General features: G+C 33.6%; 20 protein-coding genes and 1 pseudogene. 10 read left to right on the top strand and 11 right to left on the bottom strand.

The genetic code is table 11. The annotated features are described in order from the left end of the window. The 5 genes and pseudogenes from BUB80_RS12110 to BUB80_RS12090 form a co-directional block, all read right to left on the bottom strand. Positions 1–275, bottom strand: a pseudogene (locus tag BUB80_RS12110) (IS3 family transposase); the annotation flags it as partial. After that, positions 272–661, bottom strand: a complete 390-nt coding sequence (locus tag BUB80_RS12105; RefSeq protein WP_073293099.1) for a helix-turn-helix domain-containing protein — start codon at positions 659–661, stop codon at positions 272–274. The gene BUB80_RS12105 and the pseudogene BUB80_RS12110, both read right to left, overlap by 4 nt. 118 nt (positions 662–779) lie before the next feature. Beyond that, positions 780–1,265 carry a cupin domain-containing protein gene (locus BUB80_RS12100; RefSeq protein WP_071254920.1) on the bottom strand — a complete coding sequence of 162 codons (486 nt, stop codon included), beginning with the start codon at positions 1,263–1,265 and terminating at the stop codon, positions 780–782. A 20-nt stretch (positions 1,266–1,285) separates the two neighbouring features. After that, entirely contained in the window at positions 1,286–1,705 is a 420-nt protein-coding gene (locus BUB80_RS12095) for a Dabb family protein (protein WP_073293179.1), read from the bottom strand. Positions 1,706–1,716: 11 nt separating this feature from the next. After that, positions 1,717–3,045, bottom strand: a complete 1,329-nt coding sequence (locus tag BUB80_RS12090) for a hypothetical protein (protein WP_139262665.1) — start codon at positions 3,043–3,045, stop codon at positions 1,717–1,719. A gap of 246 nt (positions 3,046–3,291) precedes the next feature. Between BUB80_RS12090 and BUB80_RS12085 the strand changes: the two genes are divergently transcribed. Together BUB80_RS12085 and BUB80_RS12080 are read left to right on the top strand one after the other, a co-directional pair. Continuing rightward, positions 3,292–3,981 (top strand): response regulator transcription factor, encoded by a 690-nt coding sequence (locus tag BUB80_RS12085; protein ID WP_073293177.1) that lies wholly within the window; start codon positions 3,292–3,294, stop codon positions 3,979–3,981. Further along, positions 3,978–5,357: a sensor histidine kinase gene (locus BUB80_RS12080; protein WP_073293176.1), complete on the top strand. Its 1,380-nt coding sequence runs from the start codon at positions 3,978–3,980 to the stop codon at positions 5,355–5,357. Before BUB80_RS12085 ends, BUB80_RS12080 begins: the two co-directional genes overlap by 4 nt. A 214-nt stretch (positions 5,358–5,571) precedes the next feature. Here the strand turns inward: BUB80_RS12080 and BUB80_RS12075 are convergent, their stop codons facing one another. Continuing rightward, the gene (locus tag BUB80_RS12075) at positions 5,572–6,324 is read right to left on the bottom strand and encodes a murein L,D-transpeptidase catalytic domain family protein (protein ID WP_073293175.1); all 753 of its coding nucleotides are present in this window, start codon (positions 6,322–6,324) and stop codon (positions 5,572–5,574) included. Between the two features lie 127 nt (positions 6,325–6,451). Next, positions 6,452–6,895: a peptide-methionine (R)-S-oxide reductase MsrB gene (gene msrB / locus BUB80_RS12070; protein ID WP_073293174.1), complete on the bottom strand. Its 444-nt coding sequence runs from the start codon at positions 6,893–6,895 to the stop codon at positions 6,452–6,454. A gap of 241 nt (positions 6,896–7,136) precedes the next feature. On the opposite strand from msrB, the gene BUB80_RS12065 reads away from it, so the two are divergent. Together BUB80_RS12065 and BUB80_RS12060 are read left to right on the top strand one after the other, a co-directional pair. Continuing rightward, on the top strand, positions 7,137–8,381 hold the full coding sequence (locus BUB80_RS12065; RefSeq protein ID WP_073293173.1) for a DUF445 domain-containing protein: 1,245 nt from the start codon (positions 7,137–7,139) through the stop codon (positions 8,379–8,381). A gap of 27 nt (positions 8,382–8,408) precedes the next feature. Then, positions 8,409–9,293, top strand: a complete 885-nt coding sequence (locus BUB80_RS12060; protein WP_073293172.1) for a hypothetical protein — start codon at positions 8,409–8,411, stop codon at positions 9,291–9,293. Positions 9,294–9,321: 28 nt separating this feature from the next. On the opposite strand, the gene BUB80_RS12055 is transcribed toward BUB80_RS12060, so the two are convergent. Together BUB80_RS12055 and BUB80_RS12050 are read right to left on the bottom strand one after the other, a co-directional pair. Then, a complete protein-coding gene (locus tag BUB80_RS12055) occupies positions 9,322–10,359 on the bottom strand; it encodes a quinone-dependent dihydroorotate dehydrogenase (RefSeq protein ID WP_073293171.1) in 1,038 nt (345 codons plus the stop codon). Positions 10,360–10,654: 295 nt separating this feature from the next. After that, positions 10,655–11,350 (bottom strand): pseudouridine synthase, encoded by a 696-nt coding sequence (locus BUB80_RS12050; protein ID WP_073293170.1) that lies wholly within the window; start codon positions 11,348–11,350, stop codon positions 10,655–10,657. Positions 11,351–11,701: 351 nt separating this feature from the next. On the opposite strand from BUB80_RS12050, the gene BUB80_RS12045 reads away from it, so the two are divergent. The 3 genes from BUB80_RS12045 to BUB80_RS12035 all read left to right on the top strand — a co-directional run bounded on the left by BUB80_RS12045 (position 11,702) and on the right by BUB80_RS12035 (position 15,111). Next, positions 11,702–11,902 (top strand): hypothetical protein, encoded by a 201-nt coding sequence (locus BUB80_RS12045; protein WP_073293169.1) that lies wholly within the window; start codon positions 11,702–11,704, stop codon positions 11,900–11,902. 51 nt (positions 11,903–11,953) lie between these two features. Continuing rightward, the gene (locus tag BUB80_RS12040) at positions 11,954–13,495 is read left to right on the top strand and encodes a glycine--tRNA ligase (RefSeq protein WP_073293168.1); all 1,542 of its coding nucleotides are present in this window, start codon (positions 11,954–11,956) and stop codon (positions 13,493–13,495) included. A gap of 86 nt (positions 13,496–13,581) precedes the next feature. After that, positions 13,582–15,111 (top strand): hypothetical protein, encoded by a 1,530-nt coding sequence (locus tag BUB80_RS12035; protein ID WP_073293167.1) that lies wholly within the window; start codon positions 13,582–13,584, stop codon positions 15,109–15,111. A 24-nt stretch (positions 15,112–15,135) separates the two neighbouring features. Here the strand turns inward: BUB80_RS12035 and BUB80_RS12030 are convergent, their stop codons facing one another. Beyond that, on the bottom strand, positions 15,136–16,437 hold the full coding sequence (locus BUB80_RS12030; RefSeq protein WP_073293166.1) for a M48 family metalloprotease: 1,302 nt from the start codon (positions 16,435–16,437) through the stop codon (positions 15,136–15,138). An 83-nt stretch (positions 16,438–16,520) separates the two neighbouring features. Between BUB80_RS12030 and BUB80_RS12025 the strand changes: the two genes are divergently transcribed. Further along, a complete protein-coding gene (locus BUB80_RS12025) occupies positions 16,521–17,666 on the top strand; it encodes a serine hydrolase domain-containing protein (protein WP_073293165.1) in 1,146 nt (381 codons plus the stop codon). A gap of 19 nt (positions 17,667–17,685) precedes the next feature. On the opposite strand, the gene BUB80_RS12020 is transcribed toward BUB80_RS12025, so the two are convergent. Beyond that, complete coding sequence (locus tag BUB80_RS12020) at positions 17,686–18,978, bottom strand: Y-family DNA polymerase (RefSeq protein WP_228433790.1); 1,293 nt, start codon at positions 18,976–18,978, stop codon at positions 17,686–17,688. Between the two features lie 308 nt (positions 18,979–19,286). Between BUB80_RS12020 and BUB80_RS12015 the strand changes: the two genes are divergently transcribed. Together BUB80_RS12015 and BUB80_RS12010 are read left to right on the top strand one after the other, a co-directional pair. Continuing rightward, the gene (locus BUB80_RS12015) at positions 19,287–19,787 is read left to right on the top strand and encodes a M15 family metallopeptidase (RefSeq protein ID WP_054512271.1); all 501 of its coding nucleotides are present in this window, start codon (positions 19,287–19,289) and stop codon (positions 19,785–19,787) included. Positions 19,788–19,967: 180 nt separating this feature from the next. Next, the gene (locus BUB80_RS12010; RefSeq protein WP_073293163.1) at positions 19,968–21,005 is read left to right on the top strand and encodes a patatin-like phospholipase family protein; all 1,038 of its coding nucleotides are present in this window, start codon (positions 19,968–19,970) and stop codon (positions 21,003–21,005) included. The last annotated feature ends 84 nt before the right edge of the window (positions 21,006–21,089 follow it).

Raw genomic sequence — 21,089 nt, 5'->3', positions numbered from 1 at the left:
CTTGTATATCTTTTTTTAGGATAAATAAGGAGATTTTCTCTTCGCAGATAATCAAACAATGCATCTCTGCCTATTTTTATCTTTTCAAGCGTAAACTTATTTTTAAGCAAATAATACAGTTTTCTTGTTCCTATTCTGGGCTGCTCCAGACGGAATTCTTCAATGAATTGTTTTACTTTCAGTAATTCTTTTTCTCGAACACAAAGTCTTTGGCGCTGTTGATAAATGGCTTGTCTGCTTATCCCAAACAATCTGCAGATTCTTGATAAACTCAATTTTTCTTCTTGGAGTTCTCTGACTGTTTGGGGGTAAACTTTTTTCGGATCTGTGTGCCATATTGCTTGTCAGAGATATCGATCATCATATTGAGAACTCTGGTTTTCAGTTTTTCATCAGCCAATTCCTTCTCTAATCTTTTGATTTTTTCGGCGGGTGTTTCTTTCGATTGTGACATAGTATGAATAATGGGTTTACTCCAATCTAAATTACCATATTTTCTGAGCCAAACCAAAACGGTACTTCTGCCTTGAATACCATAATGTTTCTGTGCCTGTTTGTATGTAAATTCGCCCTTTTCTATGCGACTGACGATACCTAATTTAAAAGACATTGTATAATCTCGTTGTGTACGCTTTTCTCTATTCCTATCTCGTTTTTCCATAATAAGTATATTTTCTGTAAACCTATTTTAGGACGCGACATTTAAATAAAAAAAGCAGTCAAAAATTTGACTGCTTTTCCATTGTACGAAGTATATAAAACTATATTATCTCAAAAAATTAATTTGATGCTTTATCTGCAATAAAGAAATCATCTGCATCTTCAGCAATCGGCACATATAACCTCTCCCACTCTTTGCTGTGAACCATATCCCAACTGTGTCCTTTTCCTTTTAAATCTTCCGCCAAAAGAATCGTTCCTGGAGTGATCATAAAAGTAGAACCGTCTGTTACTTTAAACTTGATATTGCCTTTTAACGTAATCACATATTGCCTTCTTGGAGCAGGATGTGCATTTTTCTCCCACTCTTCTGTCTTATTACTCATCCAGAAAGTTGTGGTATTCATATGTTTTAGCGTAGGAATTTGTCCTTTTTCGAATGTACATGATCCATCAGGATTATTCACCAACCTTATTGCAGGAATAAACTCAGTTGTTTTTTCTGTACTTACGCTAACGTTTTTGTGTTTTTTGTGCTGTGCATTCATAAATCCAAAAGTGCTTAATGCCAGAACAAAGCTAATGCCTTTAACTATATTTTTCATTGTAAATTAAATTCTTTTTTTTAATTGTAAACTGTATCGTGAACCATCATTTTTTCAAAGAATGGTTTGTATTTTTTCACCAAAGCCAAATGCTCAGGGAGCTGACCGTAGGCTTCTAGTTCTTCCAGCGTATCAAATTCCATAGAAGCGTTGTACGTGAATGTGTTATCTAAAACACTTCTCGGACTTGAATTAGCAGGTTTTCCGTAACGGAGATTTTTTTGATAAGGGAGTTTTTTCAGCCCTTCAAAGAAGTTTTCAAACTCTTTTACTTCAGCTTCAGACAAATCTTTTCTGAGCCAGAACAATAAATAATGGAAGTACACTTTTTTAGTTTTTATAGGGTTAAACATAGGTAAAACAGACGCAAACATATTTCCTGAGATCAACAGCAAAGCCGAAGCCTGCATTGAGCGGAATAAAAATTTTCTTCTTTCCATTGTTTCTATTTTTAATTAAAATCAATTCTATATTTTAAAACAAACTGCCATTGTCGGTCAGAAACCACTGCATTATTATTGGCGCCTCCTGTAAAAACAGGTCTGTTTTGTGCATCAAAAGTTAATCGGGAAGACATTCCGTTCATCAATAAAGAAATTCCTGCATCATAGATAATTGCATTATCATGAAGCCCTTTTAAATCAGACAACTGCATCCCAACCGCAGGCTGAAGCTGAAGATTCTTTTTTTCTTTATTTAAATAAGGAAGCGTTCCTCCTAATTGTACATAATACGTATTTCCTGTCCCAATAACAGGCATTGCATTTCCTGCTCCGTTCAAACTCGCTTGCGTAACATCTACAGAAGTCGCAGGATTGTTTGTTCCTACATAACGAACATAATTCGGACCATAATCATTATGCATTGCCATTCCGTAAGCACTAATAGAAGTTCCTTTTTCTTTGTTTAAAGGAGCATCATAAAATAAATCAACCGCAAAACTTTTCATGTCATCATTAATCGTGTTTTTATTAACATCCTGATGCCACATTGCATTATGAATATAATCGAAACCTGCCCCCAGACTCAAAACATTCTTTTTCCCACCATACGTTCCCGAATTAAAAGGTGTTGAAATATTTTCTGTATCCAAAAATGCATATCTGAAATATCCTGAAAAGTCTTTGTGAGGCGCGTTTTTACTGAAAGAAGCTACATTTAATTTAGGATCAGCGGTTGACATTGTATAAGGATCAGCAACCACTAAACGATAGTCAAATTTCCCTAATTGCCCTTTCACATATGCTCCCAATTCTCTCACCGTATAATCTGTCGCGCCTGCATTTGAAGTAGCGTACGCAGGTAAATCATATAACAACGTATTCAATGGTCCTGTCGTAAATCTTGACAATCCTCTCCAAGTAGATCGTCCTGCTCCAAAAGCAATCTTATCACTAAATGAATACTCTGCATAAGCATCCAATAAATCAAAATAGTTGCTGGCTTTTGCGGTAACATTCACATTCGTAGTTCCGCCCTGTAAAACAAACATCAATTTCTCAGTTGGCTTATACGTCATTTTCACTCTCACTCTACGAAGTGACAAATCTGCAACATCTGATTTCGCTTCGTTATTAATCAAACTTCCCGGATTAAGCTGCGCATATCTTGCCCAAAGCTCTGCATATCCGCTAAAAGAAATATAACGTGTATGCTCATCGTTCAGATAATGGGTAAGTCCCGGATTATTAAAATCGTTCTTTTTCTGAGCTTCTACTTTCGAGTACACACTCATCATTGAAAGTAAAATGAGCCCGACTTTAAAAGATTTTTTATTCATAACATTTTCTTTTTATTAATCCTTAGTGTTGATTTCAACGGGACAAAATTACTTTTGAAAATCAAGGAACGTCGTTAGAAAACTGTTAGAAACCTTATAGAAAACTATTAAAAGAATCAATCTCTTCTTTAAAAATAAAAATATAGAATACCTTTGTATAAGATTCACAGGGCAACTGACAGTCAACCTATTGACAATATTTATTTTAATCTAAATTTTGAATAACCGTCCTGAAACAATTTTCACATGAAAGTTTTAATTATAGAAGATAATGCCCGCGTTTCTGCGCTTTTAAAACGAGGACTGGAAAGTCAGGGCTATCAGATTTACATCTCGGAAGATGCAGAAGATGCTTTGGTTATGGTAGATAAAATAATGTTTGACCTGGTGATTACCGACATTATGCTTCCCAATATGAATGGCATAGAATTAAGTAAAATCATTAAACAAAAAAATGCTGACCTTCCGATTATTATGCTGACTGCATTAGGAACCATTGACGAAAAAATTGAAGGTTTCGATGCCGGAGCAGATGATTATATGGTTAAACCCTTTGAAATAAGAGAATTGTATGCCCGAATAAAAGCCATCCTATTAAGAAAATCATCTTCACCAGCAAAAAATGAATCGTCGAATTACATTGAATATCAAAACCTTAAAGTAGATACAAAAATAAACCGTGTTTTCAGAAACGAGAAAGAAATCATTCTTACTCCGAAAGAATTTAAGCTCTTAGTTTTTCTGATGAGCAATACCGAAAGGATTTTAACCCGTGAAGAAATTGCCGAAAACGTTTGGGGCAATCATTTTGATACAGGAACGAATTATATTGATGTGTATATCGCCTATTTACGAAAGAAAATCGACAAAGATTTTGATGAAAAACTCATTCACACCAAACCCGGAGTTGGATTTATTTTTACAAGCCAGTTATGAAGATAGCCACCAGAACAGCGCTCAACTATGCGATATTAACAGCGGGAATTCTTTTCCTTTTCGCGTATGTACTCTATTTTGTTTCTGAAAAAAACAGGGAGGATGAATTCAATGATCGTTTAGGATACAAAATCACCTGGAGATCAGAATTTATTTTTGATGCTAAAATTGATGATTCCAAAATTCGCGAACTTCATGAGCGTAATAAAAAACTATTAAATGAAGCAGATATCAGTGTTTATGATTCAAATAAAAAATTGATATTCACAGATATTCAGCCTTCTTCTAAAAATCAACATTATTTAGATCAGCTCATTAAAACGAAAAAAAACAGAATTACCTGGCAAAGAGATGATCGCCAATATATGGCGTTTAAATATGAATTTAATAATGAAAATTTCTACATCATCGGAAGCGCAACAGATGTTACAGGAAAAGCGCACATTGAGGAATTCAAAAAAGATGTTATTATTATTTACATCATATCCATTGTCATCATTTTTATTATTGGTTTTTTGTTTTCTTATTATACATTAAAACCTTTAAAGGATATTATTCTCCAAATTCGTGATATTTCGGAACATAACCTCAACAAAAGATTGGTAGTTCCCAAGGCGAAAGATGAAATTTATGAGTTGACCGAAACATTTAATTCAACCTTCAATCGATTAGAGAAATCGTTTAATAATCATAAGCAATTTGTTACTACCATTTCTCATGAATTCAGGACTCCGCTTTCAACCTTAATCGCTGAACTTGAGCTTGCTAAAGAATTAAACATCACCTTAGAAGATTATAAAATCTCCATTGATAATGCTTTACAAGACGCCAACCAAGCATCGCAACTCTCATCCGCTTTGTTAGATTTTGCGCGGGCGAGTTATGATGTTTCACAGATCAGTTTTGTAGATCTCCGTTTGGATGAAGTTTTGGCAGATGCAAAAGTAGCTTTGTTGCAAAAAAATTCAGAATATAGAATTGGTATTCATTATATGGATAATCTGGCGGACAAAGATGAAAGCAATTATGATTTTCATGGAAACCCTTATTTACTGCAGATTGCCTTTTTAAATTTAATGGAAAACGCCTGCAAATATTCTTCTGATAAAAACTGTTTGGTAGAAATTGAAGTTCAAAACAACAATCTTGAAATTCGTTTTATAGATCATGGAATTGGTATTTCAGAAGCCGATCAATTAAAAATATTTGATTTATTTTATCGTGGAAATAATAAGAATTACGACAAAGGAAACGGCATCGGATTATCCATTGTTAAAAGAATTATTGAAATGCATCTGGGCAATCTTTCCTTACAATCTGAGCCATCAAAAGGAAGTACTTTTACCATACAATTTGTTTCTCGAAATAGATTATAAATTTTTATTTTAACCGCAAAAGAGGCAAAAGTATTTTTTCTTTAAGCTATTCGAAAGCACACAATATGTACAGATTTTTAAAACTTAAGTGTTCTTCTTTATGCTTTTAGATGAAACTTAAAATATCTTACGTGTCAAAATATTTTGTGACTTTTGTGGTTAAAGCGTAAGCTAGTGTAATAAAAAAGCAGTCTGATGTAGACTGCTTTTGTTCTTATGCTTTTAACCATTCTGATTTGGAAAGATAATTCTGATCGGGATAATAAATGAAAAGGCAATTTCTTCCTTTTATTGTATTAATGATTGGCTGTGTAAGATCTCTTGGAACAGCAGGACATCCCCAACTTCTTCCGATTCTCTTATGCACTGCTGCAAAATCTTCGCTCACATAATCAGCTCCGTGCATGACGATTGCTCTTTTATAAGCGGCATCATTAAAGCCTTTATCCATTCCCAGCAATCTTAAAGAATACCCGTTGTCTCCGTTATAAGTAGCATCCGTGATATAAAATCCTAAGCTGCTTTGAAGCGAACTATTGGTGTTTGAAAAGTTAGTGGCAAATTCTTCACCCGTATTCTTTCCATGTGCTACCAGTGAGTTGAATAATACTTTCTTTTCTTCTGTGTCAATCACCCAAAGTCTTTTCGTGTTAGAAGACATTGAAAAATCGCATACTGTTAATAAGTGAGCATCCTGATTAAGCAAACCAGCTTTCTTTAAATTCTCAAAACCTGTTAAAGCTTTAAAGAAAACTTCTTCGTTAAGTTCGTGCCCTACTTCAAATGTAATTGATTTGTACAATGCTTCTGACGAAGATACCGTAGTAGTCTTCTCAGATGTGGTGGTCTCTATTCTTTCAATTTTTGTGTTGATGTTTTCCTTCTTTATATTTCCTTTTTCGGGAGAAATATAAAATGAAGTAGTAACCATGTATACAACACCTAATACGCTATACAATCCTTTCATTCAATATTATGTTAAATTCAAATTAGAAGGCAAATTTATAAAAACATAATTACCAAGTAGTTAAAAACGAAAGAAGTTTAACTCAATTTAAGAAACTTTAACGTCCTGATTCTGTGAATTAAAAGGCTTATTTTTGCGTATCCGGAACAAATTCCAAGCTTACAGAATTCATGCAATAACGCAGTCCTGTAGGCTTCGGACCATCATCAAAGACGTGCCCCAAATGTGAGTCACATCGTTTGCAAAGTACCTCTACTCTTTCCATTCCATAAGCGGTATCTTTTTTATAATATACGCCTTCTTTATCTGCTTCAAAGAAACTTGGCCATCCGCAACTGCTCGAAAATTTTGAAGTAGAACGGAATAAATGATTTCCACAAACGGCGCAATAATAATCTCCGATTTCGTCGAATTCATTATATTTTCCTGTAAAAGCTCTTTCTGTTGCCGCTTCTCTCGCGATGGCATATAAGTCGGGCGCTAAGATCTTTTTCCATTCTTCATTAGAGATCTCAAGTTTAGTAGTGTCTGTTCTTGAGTAATATGGATTGTTTTTTGCTTCGTTTTCCATAAGAATTATTTAAATATTTAAATTAAACCACAAAAGGCACAAAAATTTTTAATGCTTTAATCTTTGAAGTTTAAAAATTAATAATCAAAAGTTCACAGAAGTAAGAAAATCTTAGATTTTCAAAAAACTAATGTGCTCTTAAAAGACTTTTTTAATACAGCAAAAACTTTTGTGCCTTTTGTGGTTAAAGCTTTTACTTAATATTAAATAGTTTCATACCAAATTTAGTAAATTTGAGAATATGAATGATGAAGCGAAAAGAAAACAGTTAAGAAAATATAAAGCATTTGCCACGGGACTCTTTGTGTTGATGGCCATTGTATTTATTATTACCACGATACTCCAAAAATCAAATGATTCTCATTGGATCGGTTATGTTCGTGCTTTTTCTGAAGCAGCAATGGTGGGTGCATTGGCCGATTGGTTTGCAGTAACAGCTCTTTTTAGTCATCCTCTTGGATTGCCCATTCCACATACCAATTTAATTGAAAACAGCAAAGAAAGGCTTGGAGACAACCTAGGAAGCTTTGTCGTATCTAATTTTCTTTCCCCTCAAAATATCCGTCCTTATATTCAGAAACTTAAGGTCTCAAATTTTGTTGGAGAATGGCTCACCAAAGAAAAAAACCAGGAAATTCTAATTAAAAACCTTTCCGATATTGTCTTGGATATTCTGAATAAGCTGGATGATTCTACGGTAAGCAGTTTCATCAGTAAAAAGGTTTCGGAAATGACAGATGATATTAAATTAAATAAGATCATCGGAAACGGAATTAATTATCTTTTAGACAAAAACGATCATCAAAGAATTATCACCAACCTCTCCAAACAGATCAAAGATTATATCATTGAAAATGATGAAATGATTCAAAATCGTGTAAAAGAAGGAAGCTATTCTTTTATTCCGTCTTTTGTTGACAATAAAATTGCAGATAAGATTGCCAGCGGTCTTGCAGATTTTTTCAAAGAAGTTGAAGAAGATCCTGAACATGATATCAGAGCTTTAATCACAAAAAAGATTTATGAATTTTCAACTGACTTAAAAGAAGATCCAAAATGGGAAGATGAATTTAAAGACATTAAAAACAACTTCCTGAAAAATGATAAACTAGACGAATATTCTAATGACATCTGGTTTTCCATAAAAAAAACATTGGTGAAAGAATTACAGGATAATGGATCTTCACTAAAAAATTATTTATCTAAAAACCTGAATGAGTTTTCACAAAACCTTAAAACTGACGAAAAGCTTCAAAATAAAATAGATCATTGGGTTCGTGTCACTGCTTACAAATACATTCTTAAAAACACCCATCAATTTGGAAACCTCATCAGTTCAACTGTTGGAAACTGGAAAGGTAAAGAATTGAGTGAGAAGCTGGAACTAGAGGTCGGAAAAGACCTTCAGTTTATTCGTGTCAACGGAACCTTGGTTGGCGGATTGGTTGGTTTGATTATCTACACAATTTCAAACTTCTTCCTCTAATTAACTAAGAACTATGCTCACCCAACCATGAAAAAACTTTTAACCTTCTTATTTTCTTTAAGCTTATCTTTTTTTCTCTGTCAGAAGGTTGAATTAAAGAAAGTAACAGATTCATCTCAGACTTTCAAAGGAGAAATTGCGGGAGTTCCTGTCACCATGCAACTTCATTTTGCAGGAATTCCCGACTGCAGTCTTTATCAATATTTTGTAGACGGATGGTATTATTATGATAAATACCAAAAGAAAATCCCATTGACAGGCATTTACGATTATGGAAAATTGTCTTTGTATAATTTTGGAACCAAGCAAAAGCAGCATTCTAAAAGTTTCAGAGACAGCATTACTTCCCCTCAAAAAGTAGAGAAAACTGCAGAAATCGCAGAAGCTTTACATCCTAATGAATCTATTGTTTTTGAGCAAAACGATAAAGAAAATCCTATTTTGGGTAACTTTTATTTGAATGGAAAAACTCAGCCAGCAAAATTATTCACCGGCAATGATATGATTTACCGTTATAATAATTACCTGATTTTACCCAACAATAAAAAGATCAACACTTTTGATTTTATTAATAAACATGGAGGCAATCAATTAATTTCTTACGCTTCCGGAGAAAATGGAAATCGTGTTTTGCTGTATTTTGAAGAATCATCAAATTTCAATGCGTGCGGAAGATGCGGGGCAAGTGAAGGCGAAAAAGGATATCGGGTTTTGTACTTTACCAAAGACTGGAATTACAAGAACTATGAAGAATTTCTCACAGAAAGCTGTCTTGAAAATATTTACGATACTAAAGAAACAAAATCCAAAGACAGAAAAATGTTAACTTTTAAAGTAAACAAAACAGAATCTACATCAGCTTATACTTTTATGGTTGATGTAAAAAATGCGTCTGTTAGAAAGTCAAAATAAAAAAGAGAGTGTAAAACTCTCTTTTAATTTATCTCGGTAATCTGCTTGCTCTTTTTAAAAGTTCCTTATTAATTTCGTTAATCAATTCAGGGCCTTCATAAATAAATCCTGTGTACAACTGAATTAAAGTCGCTCCTGCATCTAATTTTTCAATCGCATCTTTAGCAGAGTGAATTCCACCAACTCCGATGATTGGGAAAGCTCTGTTACTTTTATCCGAAAGATATTTGATCATTTTTGTACTTCTCTCACGAATCGGTTTTCCGCTTAAACCGCCATTTCCTATTTGTTCTAAAAATTCAGGCGAAGTTTTTAAGCCTTCTCTATTTACTGATGTGTTGGAAACTACAATTCCGTCGATTTTTGTTTCTGCAATCAATTCAATAATTTCGTCCAATTGCTGATTGTTCAAATCCGGAGCAATTTTTAGCAAGATTGGTTTTTGACTTGGTTTAGTTTGATTGATTTTCTTTACCGCTGTAATCAGCTCTCGTAAATATTCTACATCTTCCAATTTAGCATGACTTCCCACATTTGGGCAGCTTACATTCAGTACAAAATAATCTACATGAGGATGAAGACCTTCAAAACAATCCAGATAATCCTGCGTGTAATTTTCCGGGCTTGTATCTGTATTTTTTCCGATGTTTCCACCGATGATTATTTTTCCTTTATTGCCTTTCAGTTTTTCGATTGCTGCTTCCAAACCATCGTTGTTGAAACCCATTCTGTTGATGATTCCTCCGTCTTCTATCAGACGAAATAATCTTTTCTTAGGGTTTCCGGCTTGTGCTCTTGGTGTTACCGTCCCGATTTCTACAAATCCGAAACCCAAATCTCCCAGTTCGTTAAACAACACCGCATTTTTATCAAAACCGGCCGCCAACCCTACAGGATTTTTAAATTTCAATCCGAAAACTTCTCTTTCCAGACGTTTATCTTCAATAGGTTTAGGGAAAAATAATTTGGTAAGAAACCCAAAATTCTTTAGCATCGAAAAAGTAAAGTGGTGTACTTCTTCAGGATCAAATTTGAAAAGAATCGGGCGAATAAGCGATTTGTACATTGAAAAAAAGTTTTACAAAAATACTCATTTTAAAATTAATGGTTGATTAACGTATGATATTTTATGTAAAAATGTTTTATAAGTATCATCTATAAAACACAAACATCTGGTTAATCTGCAAAATCAACGAGAGATTTTTAACACAATGGTTTTATTTAACAAAGCACAGTTAAGACAATTAATATTATGAACATAGTTTTTATCCTTGTCAAGGTTTAAAACCTTGACAAGGATATTTCCTAGAGACTTTCCCCTCTAGCATAGACATTTATTAATAAATAAATGTGCGTTTAAATTAAGAATAAGAACTCAAATCGAACTTCAAAATATCTCCTATTCTTTTGAACTCATCATCTATAGTAGCATTTACTGTAATTTTTTCGTTAGAAATAGGATGATTAAAAATCAATTGATGGGCATGAAGTGTCATCTTGTTTATTTCAAATGTTTGAAGCCATAACTTATTCTGTTTGTTACAACCGTGTTTTCGACAACCTAAAATAGGATGTAAAATATGCTTAAAATGTTTTCTCAGCTGATGAAATCTTCCTGTTTCAGGAATGGCTTCAACTAAACAATATCTTGAAGTTTGATGTTTTAAAAAAGGTAAATCTATTTCTGAAGTCTGTAAACGTCGATAATAAGTAATCGCGTTTTGCTTGACTTCATTTTCATTAATCAAATCATAATCGATGGTTTCTTCTTCTTTCGCCCAACCCCGAAGAATGGCTATGTATTTCTTTTCGACTTCTCGTGATGCAAACTGATCGCTCATGAGTCTCAAGGTTTCTTTATCTAAAGTGAACAACAAGACCCCCGAAGTTTTTCGGTCAAGACGATGCACAGGATACACTTTTTGTCCAATCTGGTTTCTTAATTCCTGAATAGCATAGGTATCTGCCTCTCCGGAATAAAAAGATTTATGAACCAATAATCCGCTCGGTTTATTGATGGCAATAAGATGTTCGTCTCGATAAAGAATTTCTAACATGTGGCAAAAGTAGAAATTTCAAATCTATTCGATAAAAACCTTCGTTAAAAATTACTCTTTTGATTTTCGCAAACTTGTGTTGTTGAATAAAAACCTAACGGGTTTTGGAAACCCGTTAGGTTTGATTTTTGCGGTAAAATAGAACCTTTCGCTGATTTAGCCCTGATTGAACGGCATGTTTGAGCTCATTTTCTGAGTTTCTGCGCGGCGGCTCCGCAGCCGCGCAGAAACTCAAAAAATAGCGAGTAGAGAAAGCAGGTTCCCGGCTCCTGAAAATTTTAATTCTCATATTTTCGATTAGATCTCAATTAAATTACTTTACATTCGTAGAAACAGAAAAGTCTAAAAATTATGGTAGACTATATTAATTTTTTCAAATCACTGATAATCATCTCAATCATTACAGGTGCCCTTACCTTGGCTGCTACGGATCCTAAAAAACACAGAACAATAAGAATATTATTATTGATTATTGCAGGTATTTTATTCATTATCGGTTTAGGCGGATACTTTTTAATGTCTGTCTCGAATGTAGGTTCTTACCGATATTAATATTTTCCCAATAAAAAACATTATTTTTGTGCTTCAGACGTTAAAAATATTATGGCAAAGCAAGAAGATGTTTTCAAGAAAGTGATTTCTCACGCTAAAGAGTATGGTTTTATTTTCCCTTCAAGTGAGATCTATGACGGTTTATCCGCTGTTTATGATTATGGACAGAATGGGGCCGAACTAAAAAATAATATCAAACAATATTGGTGGAAAGCGATGGTACAGCTTAACGAAAATATTGTGGGTATTGATTCTGCAATCCTTATGCACCCAACAACTTGGAAGGCATCTGGCCACGTAGACGCTTTCAACGATCCATTGATTGACAATAAAGATTCTAAAAAACGTTTCAGAGCAGATGTTTTGGTAGAAGATTACTGTTTGAAAATTGAAGATAAAGAGAACAAAGAAATTGAAAAAGCAGCGAAAAGATTCGGTGAATCTTTTGATAAAGCTCAATTTGAAGCGACGAATCCTAAAATTTTAGAATACAGAGCAAAAAGAGAAGCTATTCTTTCAAGATTAGCAAAATCATTGGAAAATGAAGATCTTGCTGATGTAAAATCTTTAATTGAAGAATTAGAAATTGCTGATCCTGACACCGGTTCTAAAAACTGGACGGAAGTAAGACAGTTTAACCTAATGTTTGGAACTAAGTTAGGAGCTTCCGCAGATTCTGCGATGGATCTTTACTTAAGACCTGAAACTGCTCAGGGTATCTTTGTTAATTTCTTAAACGTACAGAAAACTTCACGTCACAGACTTCCTTTCGGTATTGCTCAAATTGGAAAAGCATTCAGAAATGAAATCGTTGCAAGACAGTTTATCTTCAGAATGCGTGAATTCGAACAAATGGAAATGCAATTTTTTGTAGCTCCAGGAACTGAACTTGAATTCTACGAACAATGGAAAACAAAACGTCTCAACTGGCACTTAGCGTTAGGATTAGGAAATGATAATTACAGATTCCATGATCATGAGAAATTAGCGCACTACGCAAACGCTGCAGCTGATATTGAATTTAATTTCCCATTCGGATTTAAAGAATTGGAAGGAGTTCACTCAAGAACAGATTTCGACTTAAAAGCTCACGAGAAGCATTCAGGAAGAAAACTTCAATTCTTCGATCCTGAAAGAAATGAAAACTATGTTCCTTATGTAGTAGAAACTTCTGTAGGATTAGACAGATTATTCCTTTCCATATTCTCTACTTGTTTAAAAGACGAAGTATTGGAAGACGGTTCAGAAAGAACAGTTTTATCTCTTCCACCAGCCTTAGCTCCTGTAAAAGCAGCTATTCTTCCATTAATGAAGAAAGACGGTTTAGCAGAATACGCCGAAAATATCTTCAACGATCTTAAATATGATTTCAACTTATTCTACGAAGAAAAAGATGCAATCGGAAAACGTTACAGAAGACAGGATGCGATTGGTACTCCTTACTGTATTACCATCGATCACGATTCTTTAACAGATCACACCGTAACAATAAGAGACAGAGACACGATGCAGCAGGAAAGAGTTCCGGTATCTGAACTGAGACGAATTATCGACGAGAAAACGAACTTCAGAAATTTACTTTCTAAAATATAAACTTAAAGCCTTGATTTTTTCAAGGCTTTTTTATTTTTCTTCAACTTTACGCTTAAAGTATTACTTTTGAAATTCAATTTTTAACCATGAAAAAAATATCGTTATTAATGTTTGGTCTTATCCAGACCTTTTCATATGCTCAAACACAGGATTTAGCCTCTTTAGCTTCAGGAAAAAATATCGGAATGAATGCCTTGTTTGACACAAAAGACAATCTCTATGGCTATGTATCTCTCTACTCTTATGGAAATAAAGATAAAAAAACTCAAAAGTTTGAGTATGTAATTTTAGATAAAAACCTTAATCCTGTTGCCAATAAAGAATTTGAAGCAGGACCTCTTGTTTCTAATTATGTAGGATATGTAGATTTTAAGGGTCAGATTATTCTTCGCCCTTCAGATTACCATTATATACAGGCTTTTGCAAAAGATGTAACGGCTCCTGTCTCCATGGTAATTGACCCTAAAACTAATACCGTAAAACCAAAAGTCTATTACGATTATCAGGAAGATGGTCAGTTTAAAGAAATCACCCAACCTAAAAGCTTCAAGGAAGAAAGAAAAGAGAACCGCGCAGAGAAAAAAGAAAAAGGCTACAATTACGTTTCTGCCGTTGGTGAAATTAAAGAAGGAGGTTATCTTGCCACTGAATACAATGATTATGGGAAATACATCAACAAAAACAGCCTGATTAAATTTGATGAAAATAAAAAAGAAATCTGGAGATACAGCTACAATACAAATGGTGATAAAAAAGTATTCTCAGATCTTACCGTTCTTGAAAGAGATGAAAACCGTCTGTACGGAATTTTAAGAAAGGTGAATGATGACGATAAAACGTTTTCCCTTTTGGTCATTGATATGAAAACAGGTAAAGAACTTTCCAATAAGCCAATCATAGGACTTTCGCCGGACACTATTTATAATATTGATGTCCTAAATTCAGGTAATGGAAGAATTGACAACGACAAAACTTTTGATGATAAAATTGTTTTGTTGGGTAGAAATTATGTTCCTAAAAGCGATAGAGGTTTTGCAAGATTGATGCTTGATAAAAACAATTATAATGTAGATCTCAAAACATTAAACTACAAACCGGATCTTTCCAATCATATTCCGAAACTGAGTGCAGACGGAGGGGTAGAAAACGGATATTATCTGCAGACAAAGGACGTATATTTTATGAGCGACGGAAGCGTGGGGATTCTTTCTGAAAAGTTTAAACCTGCGGGACAATACAATGCGCCTAAAACCACAGATTTAGTATATATAAATACAGATAAAGATTTCAAAGTAAAAGAAGTTCAGGTTTTTGAAAAAGAAAAGTCAAAGTGGGAAAATAGTGATTATCTTTTTTCTCAATATTTAAATGACGGTAAAGATGTTGTATTTTTCTTCCGGGATTATCAGAAAGATCAGGTAACGAAAGAGAAAAAATGGAATCTTTTCATCAATACTATTATCGATGGGAAATTCAAACAGGAAGTCGTTCCTATATCAGAAAAAGACAATTACAGTGTAACACCGTATGTTGCGAAAGAAGGCTATATTTTACTTCGAGAATATAATGAAAAGGAAAAATTTAATAAAATTCGCTTAGAAAGATTAAATTATTAAGATCAACAAGAATCCTGGCATTTGTCAGGATTCTTTATTTTGATAATAATCAGCGATATTTTTTATTTCATCCAGATTCAGATTCCACATAAAATTCAAAAACTGTTGATAACTTTCACTTTGGTTTTTGGGGTCTACCCTATCCAGATATCGGTTTAAGTTATAATTTTTTCGAGCTTCATAAATTTTAGCGAAACATTTTCCGAGCCATTTTTTATAATATTCCTCTTCTTCTCCATCCTGTAAAAACTGAAGACTTGAATAAATTCCAACCCCATAGTCTTCTGAATAATAAAAATTGGGTAACGTTTCCATTCTCGCTATTTTTTCAAGAACAGCATAAGATTCCAAAGGTTTTCCATCTGCATTTTCAACTTTCAATTCTGGAAATATTTTTTTAAGCCGATCAATTCTCAGAACAATTTCTGGATGTGACTTTAACGAATCTTTATTCAGCTTTTCTTTAAAATTATTATAATTATAAAGCGAAAAATCTTCTTTTTTCAGCCACTTCTCTTTAAACTCCTGCTTGGGAAGACCAAAATATTTTTTATACGTTTCCACTTTTAATACTCTTGGCGAAATGGTATCGAAATCTTCCAGTCTTTTTAATGTATTAACAAATTCAGTTTTCTTAAAATCACTATTTTTAAAAATCACGTAGCCCAAAGAATCGGCCTGCATTTCCTGTTTTCTATTTTCAATACCTTTTTTGTAAATTCTGTTTTTCAGCACATCAAAAGCTCTTTGATTACGGTTTTCTTTGGTTAATTTAATATTCTGAACCACTGCCCTATCCATTTGATCCTGATCAATCATATTCAGAAAAACCTTCAGCGTATGTTCCGAAATTTTGTGCCCTAACTCATGGGAAATCACTGCTGCCAGCTGATCATCATTATTTAGCCAGCTGAAAAGTCCCATATTGATCACAAAAGTTCCATCTACAAAGCAATATGCATTTGGTGTGTTATCTCTGGCAATAAGAATTTTTAAGTTTTGAGGAATTTGAGGGTTATTTTTCTTTAGTCTTTCTATTAGACTTTTTACTTTAGAATCAAATTCAGCGTTGAAAACAAAGCTTTTTCCCTTTACCTTTTTTTCAAACTCTTTGGAGAATTCTTTATAGATTTTTGATAATTCAGATCCCTTTTTTCCGGGAAAATCAGATTTACTTTTTTTGCCCAGATTTTCAGCATCCGAAGAAAAGTTTCTGAGAAAATCTTTTCTCTTTGCATAATCTGCGGTATCCATAGGTTTATATACCTGCCCGAAAGTCATTATGAAAAAGTAGAAAAATAAAAAGGAAATTAGTTTTTTTATCATATTTCACATCAAATAATCACAAAAATAAATCATTCAGTTTCATATTATCAAATTTATTTTAAATTTGTTGAAGACCAACTTACATGAAAGCACTAAAATATATCGTAGGCGGAGCCGCCGCTACAGTAGCCCTAGCCTATCTTTTTGGATATGATTATTTATTCAGTGGAATTTCTAAAACATACCTTAAAGGAAAATTAAGTGCCAACATTGATGATGGAAAACTTTTTCCAAGAAATACAATTGCCACAGGGGAACCAAAACTTTGGGACGAAGATGCGGAATACAATCAAAAAGAACTTCCTGAAAATATGATTGAAGATCTTTTACAATCTGATACCGCCGCTTTTGTAGTCATTAAAAATGGGAAAATTCTTCATGAACAATATTGGAGCGGATATAATCAGCTTTCAAAAACAAACTCATTTTCAATGGCAAAAGCAGTGACGGTGATGCTTTTGGGCAAAGCATTGGAAGAAGGTAAAATCAAAAATATTGATTCTCAATTCTCCGATTTCTATGATGAATTTAAAAACAAAGAATTCGGAAATCATGTAACCCTTAAAAATCTTGCTCACATGGAGGCAGGGCTTGATTGGGATGAAGATTACGCCAGTCCTTTTCTTCCAAACGCTAAAGCGTACTATGGAAGAGATCTCAAAAAAGCTGTTTTTTCAAGAAAATTTAAAGAAGAACCTGGGCTACGATATGAATATCAAAGTGGTTCAACGCAGTTGTTAGGTTTTGCTGTGAGAAAAGCCATCAATCAATCTTTAGCCAGTTATTTATCTGAAAAATTCTGGATTCCACTCGGAATGGAGCAAAATGCAGAATGGAGCGTTGACGACAGCGGGATGGAAAAAACGTATTGCTGTATTCATTCCAATGCAAGAGATTATGCAAAATTGGGTCAGCTATTCTTGAATAATGGAAAGGTTGACGATCTTCAATTATTAAATTTAGATTTTATTAATTTAATGAGAACTCCAACTCAAAAATCTAAAGAGATTTATGGAATGGGACTTTGGATCAATCATGATAATCCTATTCAACATTATTATTTCTTAGGACTTCAAGGTCAGTACATTATTATGATTCCTGAACATGATATGGTTATCGTAAGAACAGGAAGCTATAGCAATAATCCTAAAAATGATAGGGGAAGACCAAATCAGGTGAAGTTTTTGGTAAATGAAACGGTACAATTATTTTCAGACCACATCATCTAAACACTTCCAAACTAAAGTTTTAGTGAAACCTAAAATTAGCTTCTGGCAAAGTATTATTTTTCAAAAAAGCTTCATATTCAGGAGATAATTGTGCACGCCCAAAAGTATTTTTGCCACTCATACTTCCTAAACGAACTTTATCTTTTCCGTATTTTTTATTCATCGCATCCATTGCTCTCATTACAGGTAAATGTTTATTTTGAATATCTTCTTCAAAAAGACTGATTAATCGTTGATCCTCAGGAACAAAATCATTAACGATAACTCCAGCCCTTTTATAATGAAAGCCTTCTTTAAAAATCGCTTCAAAAAGTTCATTAACCACTCTTCCGATAATAATAGAAGAATTGGTAGGATTAGGAAGAATCTGTGTCATCGCGTTTCTATACTCCGGTAAATCTCGTCTGAAACGATTCGTCTGCACAAAAACCGTAACCATCTTACAACATGTATTCTGTTTTCTCAATCTTTCAGAACAGTACATTCCGAATGTTTCTACACGCTCTCTCACATCATCTTTTTTCACCAGCATTTCCATGAAACTTCTGGTAACAGCAATTGATTTCTTCGGAGAAGGAGCATCCAATTCAAGCTGACGAATTCCTTTTAATTCATTAATCATTCTCACCCCATGAATTCCCATCACTTTTCTCACCCACATTTCTGGTTTCTGGAGAAGGTCCCAAGCTTTGTAAACTCCACTATCATTCATTTTTGCAGTTAGCTTTCGACCAATGCCCCAAACATCTCCGATATTAAGCCACTTTAAGGCTTTTTCAATTTTTTCAGGCGTATCCATTATATAAACTCCATCAAAATTTTTCGGGAAATCTTTTACAATCCTATTGGCAACCTTACATAATGTTTTGGTTGGTGCAATTCCGATACTTACCGGAATATGGGTTTCTTTCTGAATTTTATGCTGAATTTCGAGACAATAATCATAGAGATTGATGTATTTAAAGCCTGTTAGATCAAGGAATAACTCGTCAATACTGTAAACCTCATGTTCTAAAACATAGGCCTTTGCAATATTTATTACCTGTTGACTTTTAAAATTATATAATTCAAATTTTGCTGAAAAACTTTTGACATCATATTTCTTAAAAAGCTCTTTGTACTTAAATGCAGGAGCAGCCATTGGAATCCCTAAATCTTTAGCTTCTTTACTTCGAGACACAACACAACCATCGTTGTTGGAAAGCACCACAACGGGCTTGTTTTCGAGGGAAGGATCCAATGTTCTCTCACACGAAACAAAAAAATTGTTACAATCTACTAAAGCATACATGATCAAATAATGAACATTCAATCATACAAAATTATGATTTAAAAAATAGAATATTATCCTTAATCAAAACTTTAACATTACAAATAGCCGTTTGATTTTCAACAAATTAAATATTTTAAATACGTCACGTTTTGTCGTGTTTACCCATTACTTTTGCTTTTTTTTTCTAAATTTTCTAATAATAAAAAATCCATCTTTAAAAAATAAATTTCATTGTTTTATACCGTCAATACATTAAAAGAATAATAAGATCATATTTATTCTACATACGTCATGTTTTGTCGTATCGCGCCCCTACTTTTGTTTTTTAAACGATAAAATATACAATTATGGATAAAGTGACTCTAGAAAGAATTGAAAAACTTCACCCTTTCGTAAGAGATGAAGTGAAACAAATCATTAAAGAATGCGATGAGGCCCTAACCGGAAGAGCAAAAATAAGAATTACACAAGGCCTAAGAAGCTTTGAAGAACAGGAAAAACTGTACGCCATTGGACGAATTACAACAGGAAAAAAAGTAACCAACGCTAAAGCCGGACAGAGTATTCATAATTATGGCCTTGCCGTAGATATGTGCTTAATGATTGACGGAAAAACAGCAAGCTGGGACACCGCAAAAGACTGGGATAATGATGGTGTTGCCGATTGGTACGAATGTGTGAAAATTTTCGCTAAACACGGCTGGGATTGGGGCGGAAACTGGAAAACCTTTAAAGACCTTCCCCACTTTGAGAAAAAGAGCATTCCAACCAAAAAAGGACCTATAAAAACAAGCTGGAGAACCTTGTCTAAAATGACCAGAGATAAGGCAGGATATATTATTTTATAATCTCATTTTATTTGAAATTAATTATAATACGACACGTTCTGTCGCCTCCTCCGCCTATCTTTAGTGTAGCAAAAAACAGCAGAAACAAAGAAATCTATATGCTAAAAATCAATAAAAAGCTATTGATTGTATCAAGCTAAGATTGTATGTGTCCTTTTAAAAAAAATTAAAAAATATCACATGAAAAAAACAACCATTCTTTCTTTGGACGGCGGCGGGATAAGAGGTATTATCACCTGCATTATTTTACGCTATATAGAAGAGCAGCTACAACAACATGATAAACCAAGTGCAAAGCTTGGAGATTATTTTGATTTTGTTGCAGGAAGCAGCACGGGTGCTTTGATTGCCTCTATTATTTTATGTCCTGATGAAAACCGAAAAGCAAAATATTCTATTCAAAAAGGATTAGAATTATATGCTGAAAAAGGGGGCGACATATTCCAGGTTTCCTTCTGGGAGAAATTAGTCAATCCGTTTGGCTTACTGAATGAAAAGATTTCTCAGGAAGAACTTGAAAAAAACCTCAATGATTTTTTCGGACATCTTGAGTTGAAAGAACTTATAAAACCCTGCTTAATCACCAGCTATGATATTGAAAACAGAAGGGCTAAACTTTTTAATTCTTGGAAAGCTAATTTGAGCACCGATAATTTTTACGTAAAAGATATTTGCAGAGCAACTTCAGCAGCACCAACTTATTTTAGTCCGGTTCAGATAAAATCGATGTATGGACAAATATTCAGCTTAATTGATGGCGGAATGTTTGCTAACAATCCAACCCTTTGTGCTTACGCTGAAGCTAGAAAAATTCCTTTTGCCGAAGTCTTAAAAAATCATCAGAAAGCTAATCATCCAAGCGTTAATGATATGATTATTATCTCTATTGGAACAGGAATTGAGTCCAGATCTTATTCTTTCAAGAAAATGGAAAAATCAGGAAAAATTGGCTGGGTAACTCCAATTATTGATATTTTAATGTCTGCCAATGCTGAAACCGTAGACTATCAGCTTTGCCAAATGTTTCAAACGTTAGGTCAGAGAAATCAAAAAAATTATTATCGATTAAACCCATCTTTAAAAAATGCATCTCCTTCAATGGATAACGTAAGAAGATCTAATATTGAAAGCTTAATCCAAGCCGGACTGATTTATATTGATGACAACAGAGAAACATTGAATCAAATTGTACAGAAATTGATCAAAAATAAAATATAAGTTATTTTGCTTATAAACACTCAATATAAGCTATTAAGATTATATCAAAAAAAATAAAAAAGATATTTAAACACGTCAAGTTTT

Origin of the sequence: Chryseobacterium polytrichastri, assembly GCF_900142445.1 — a bacterium.
Taxonomy (GTDB): Bacteria; Bacteroidota; Bacteroidia; order Flavobacteriales; family Weeksellaceae; genus Chryseobacterium; species Chryseobacterium polytrichastri.
The sequence above is the reverse complement of the archived record's forward strand: the minus strand, read 5'-3'. Positions and strand labels throughout refer to the sequence as shown.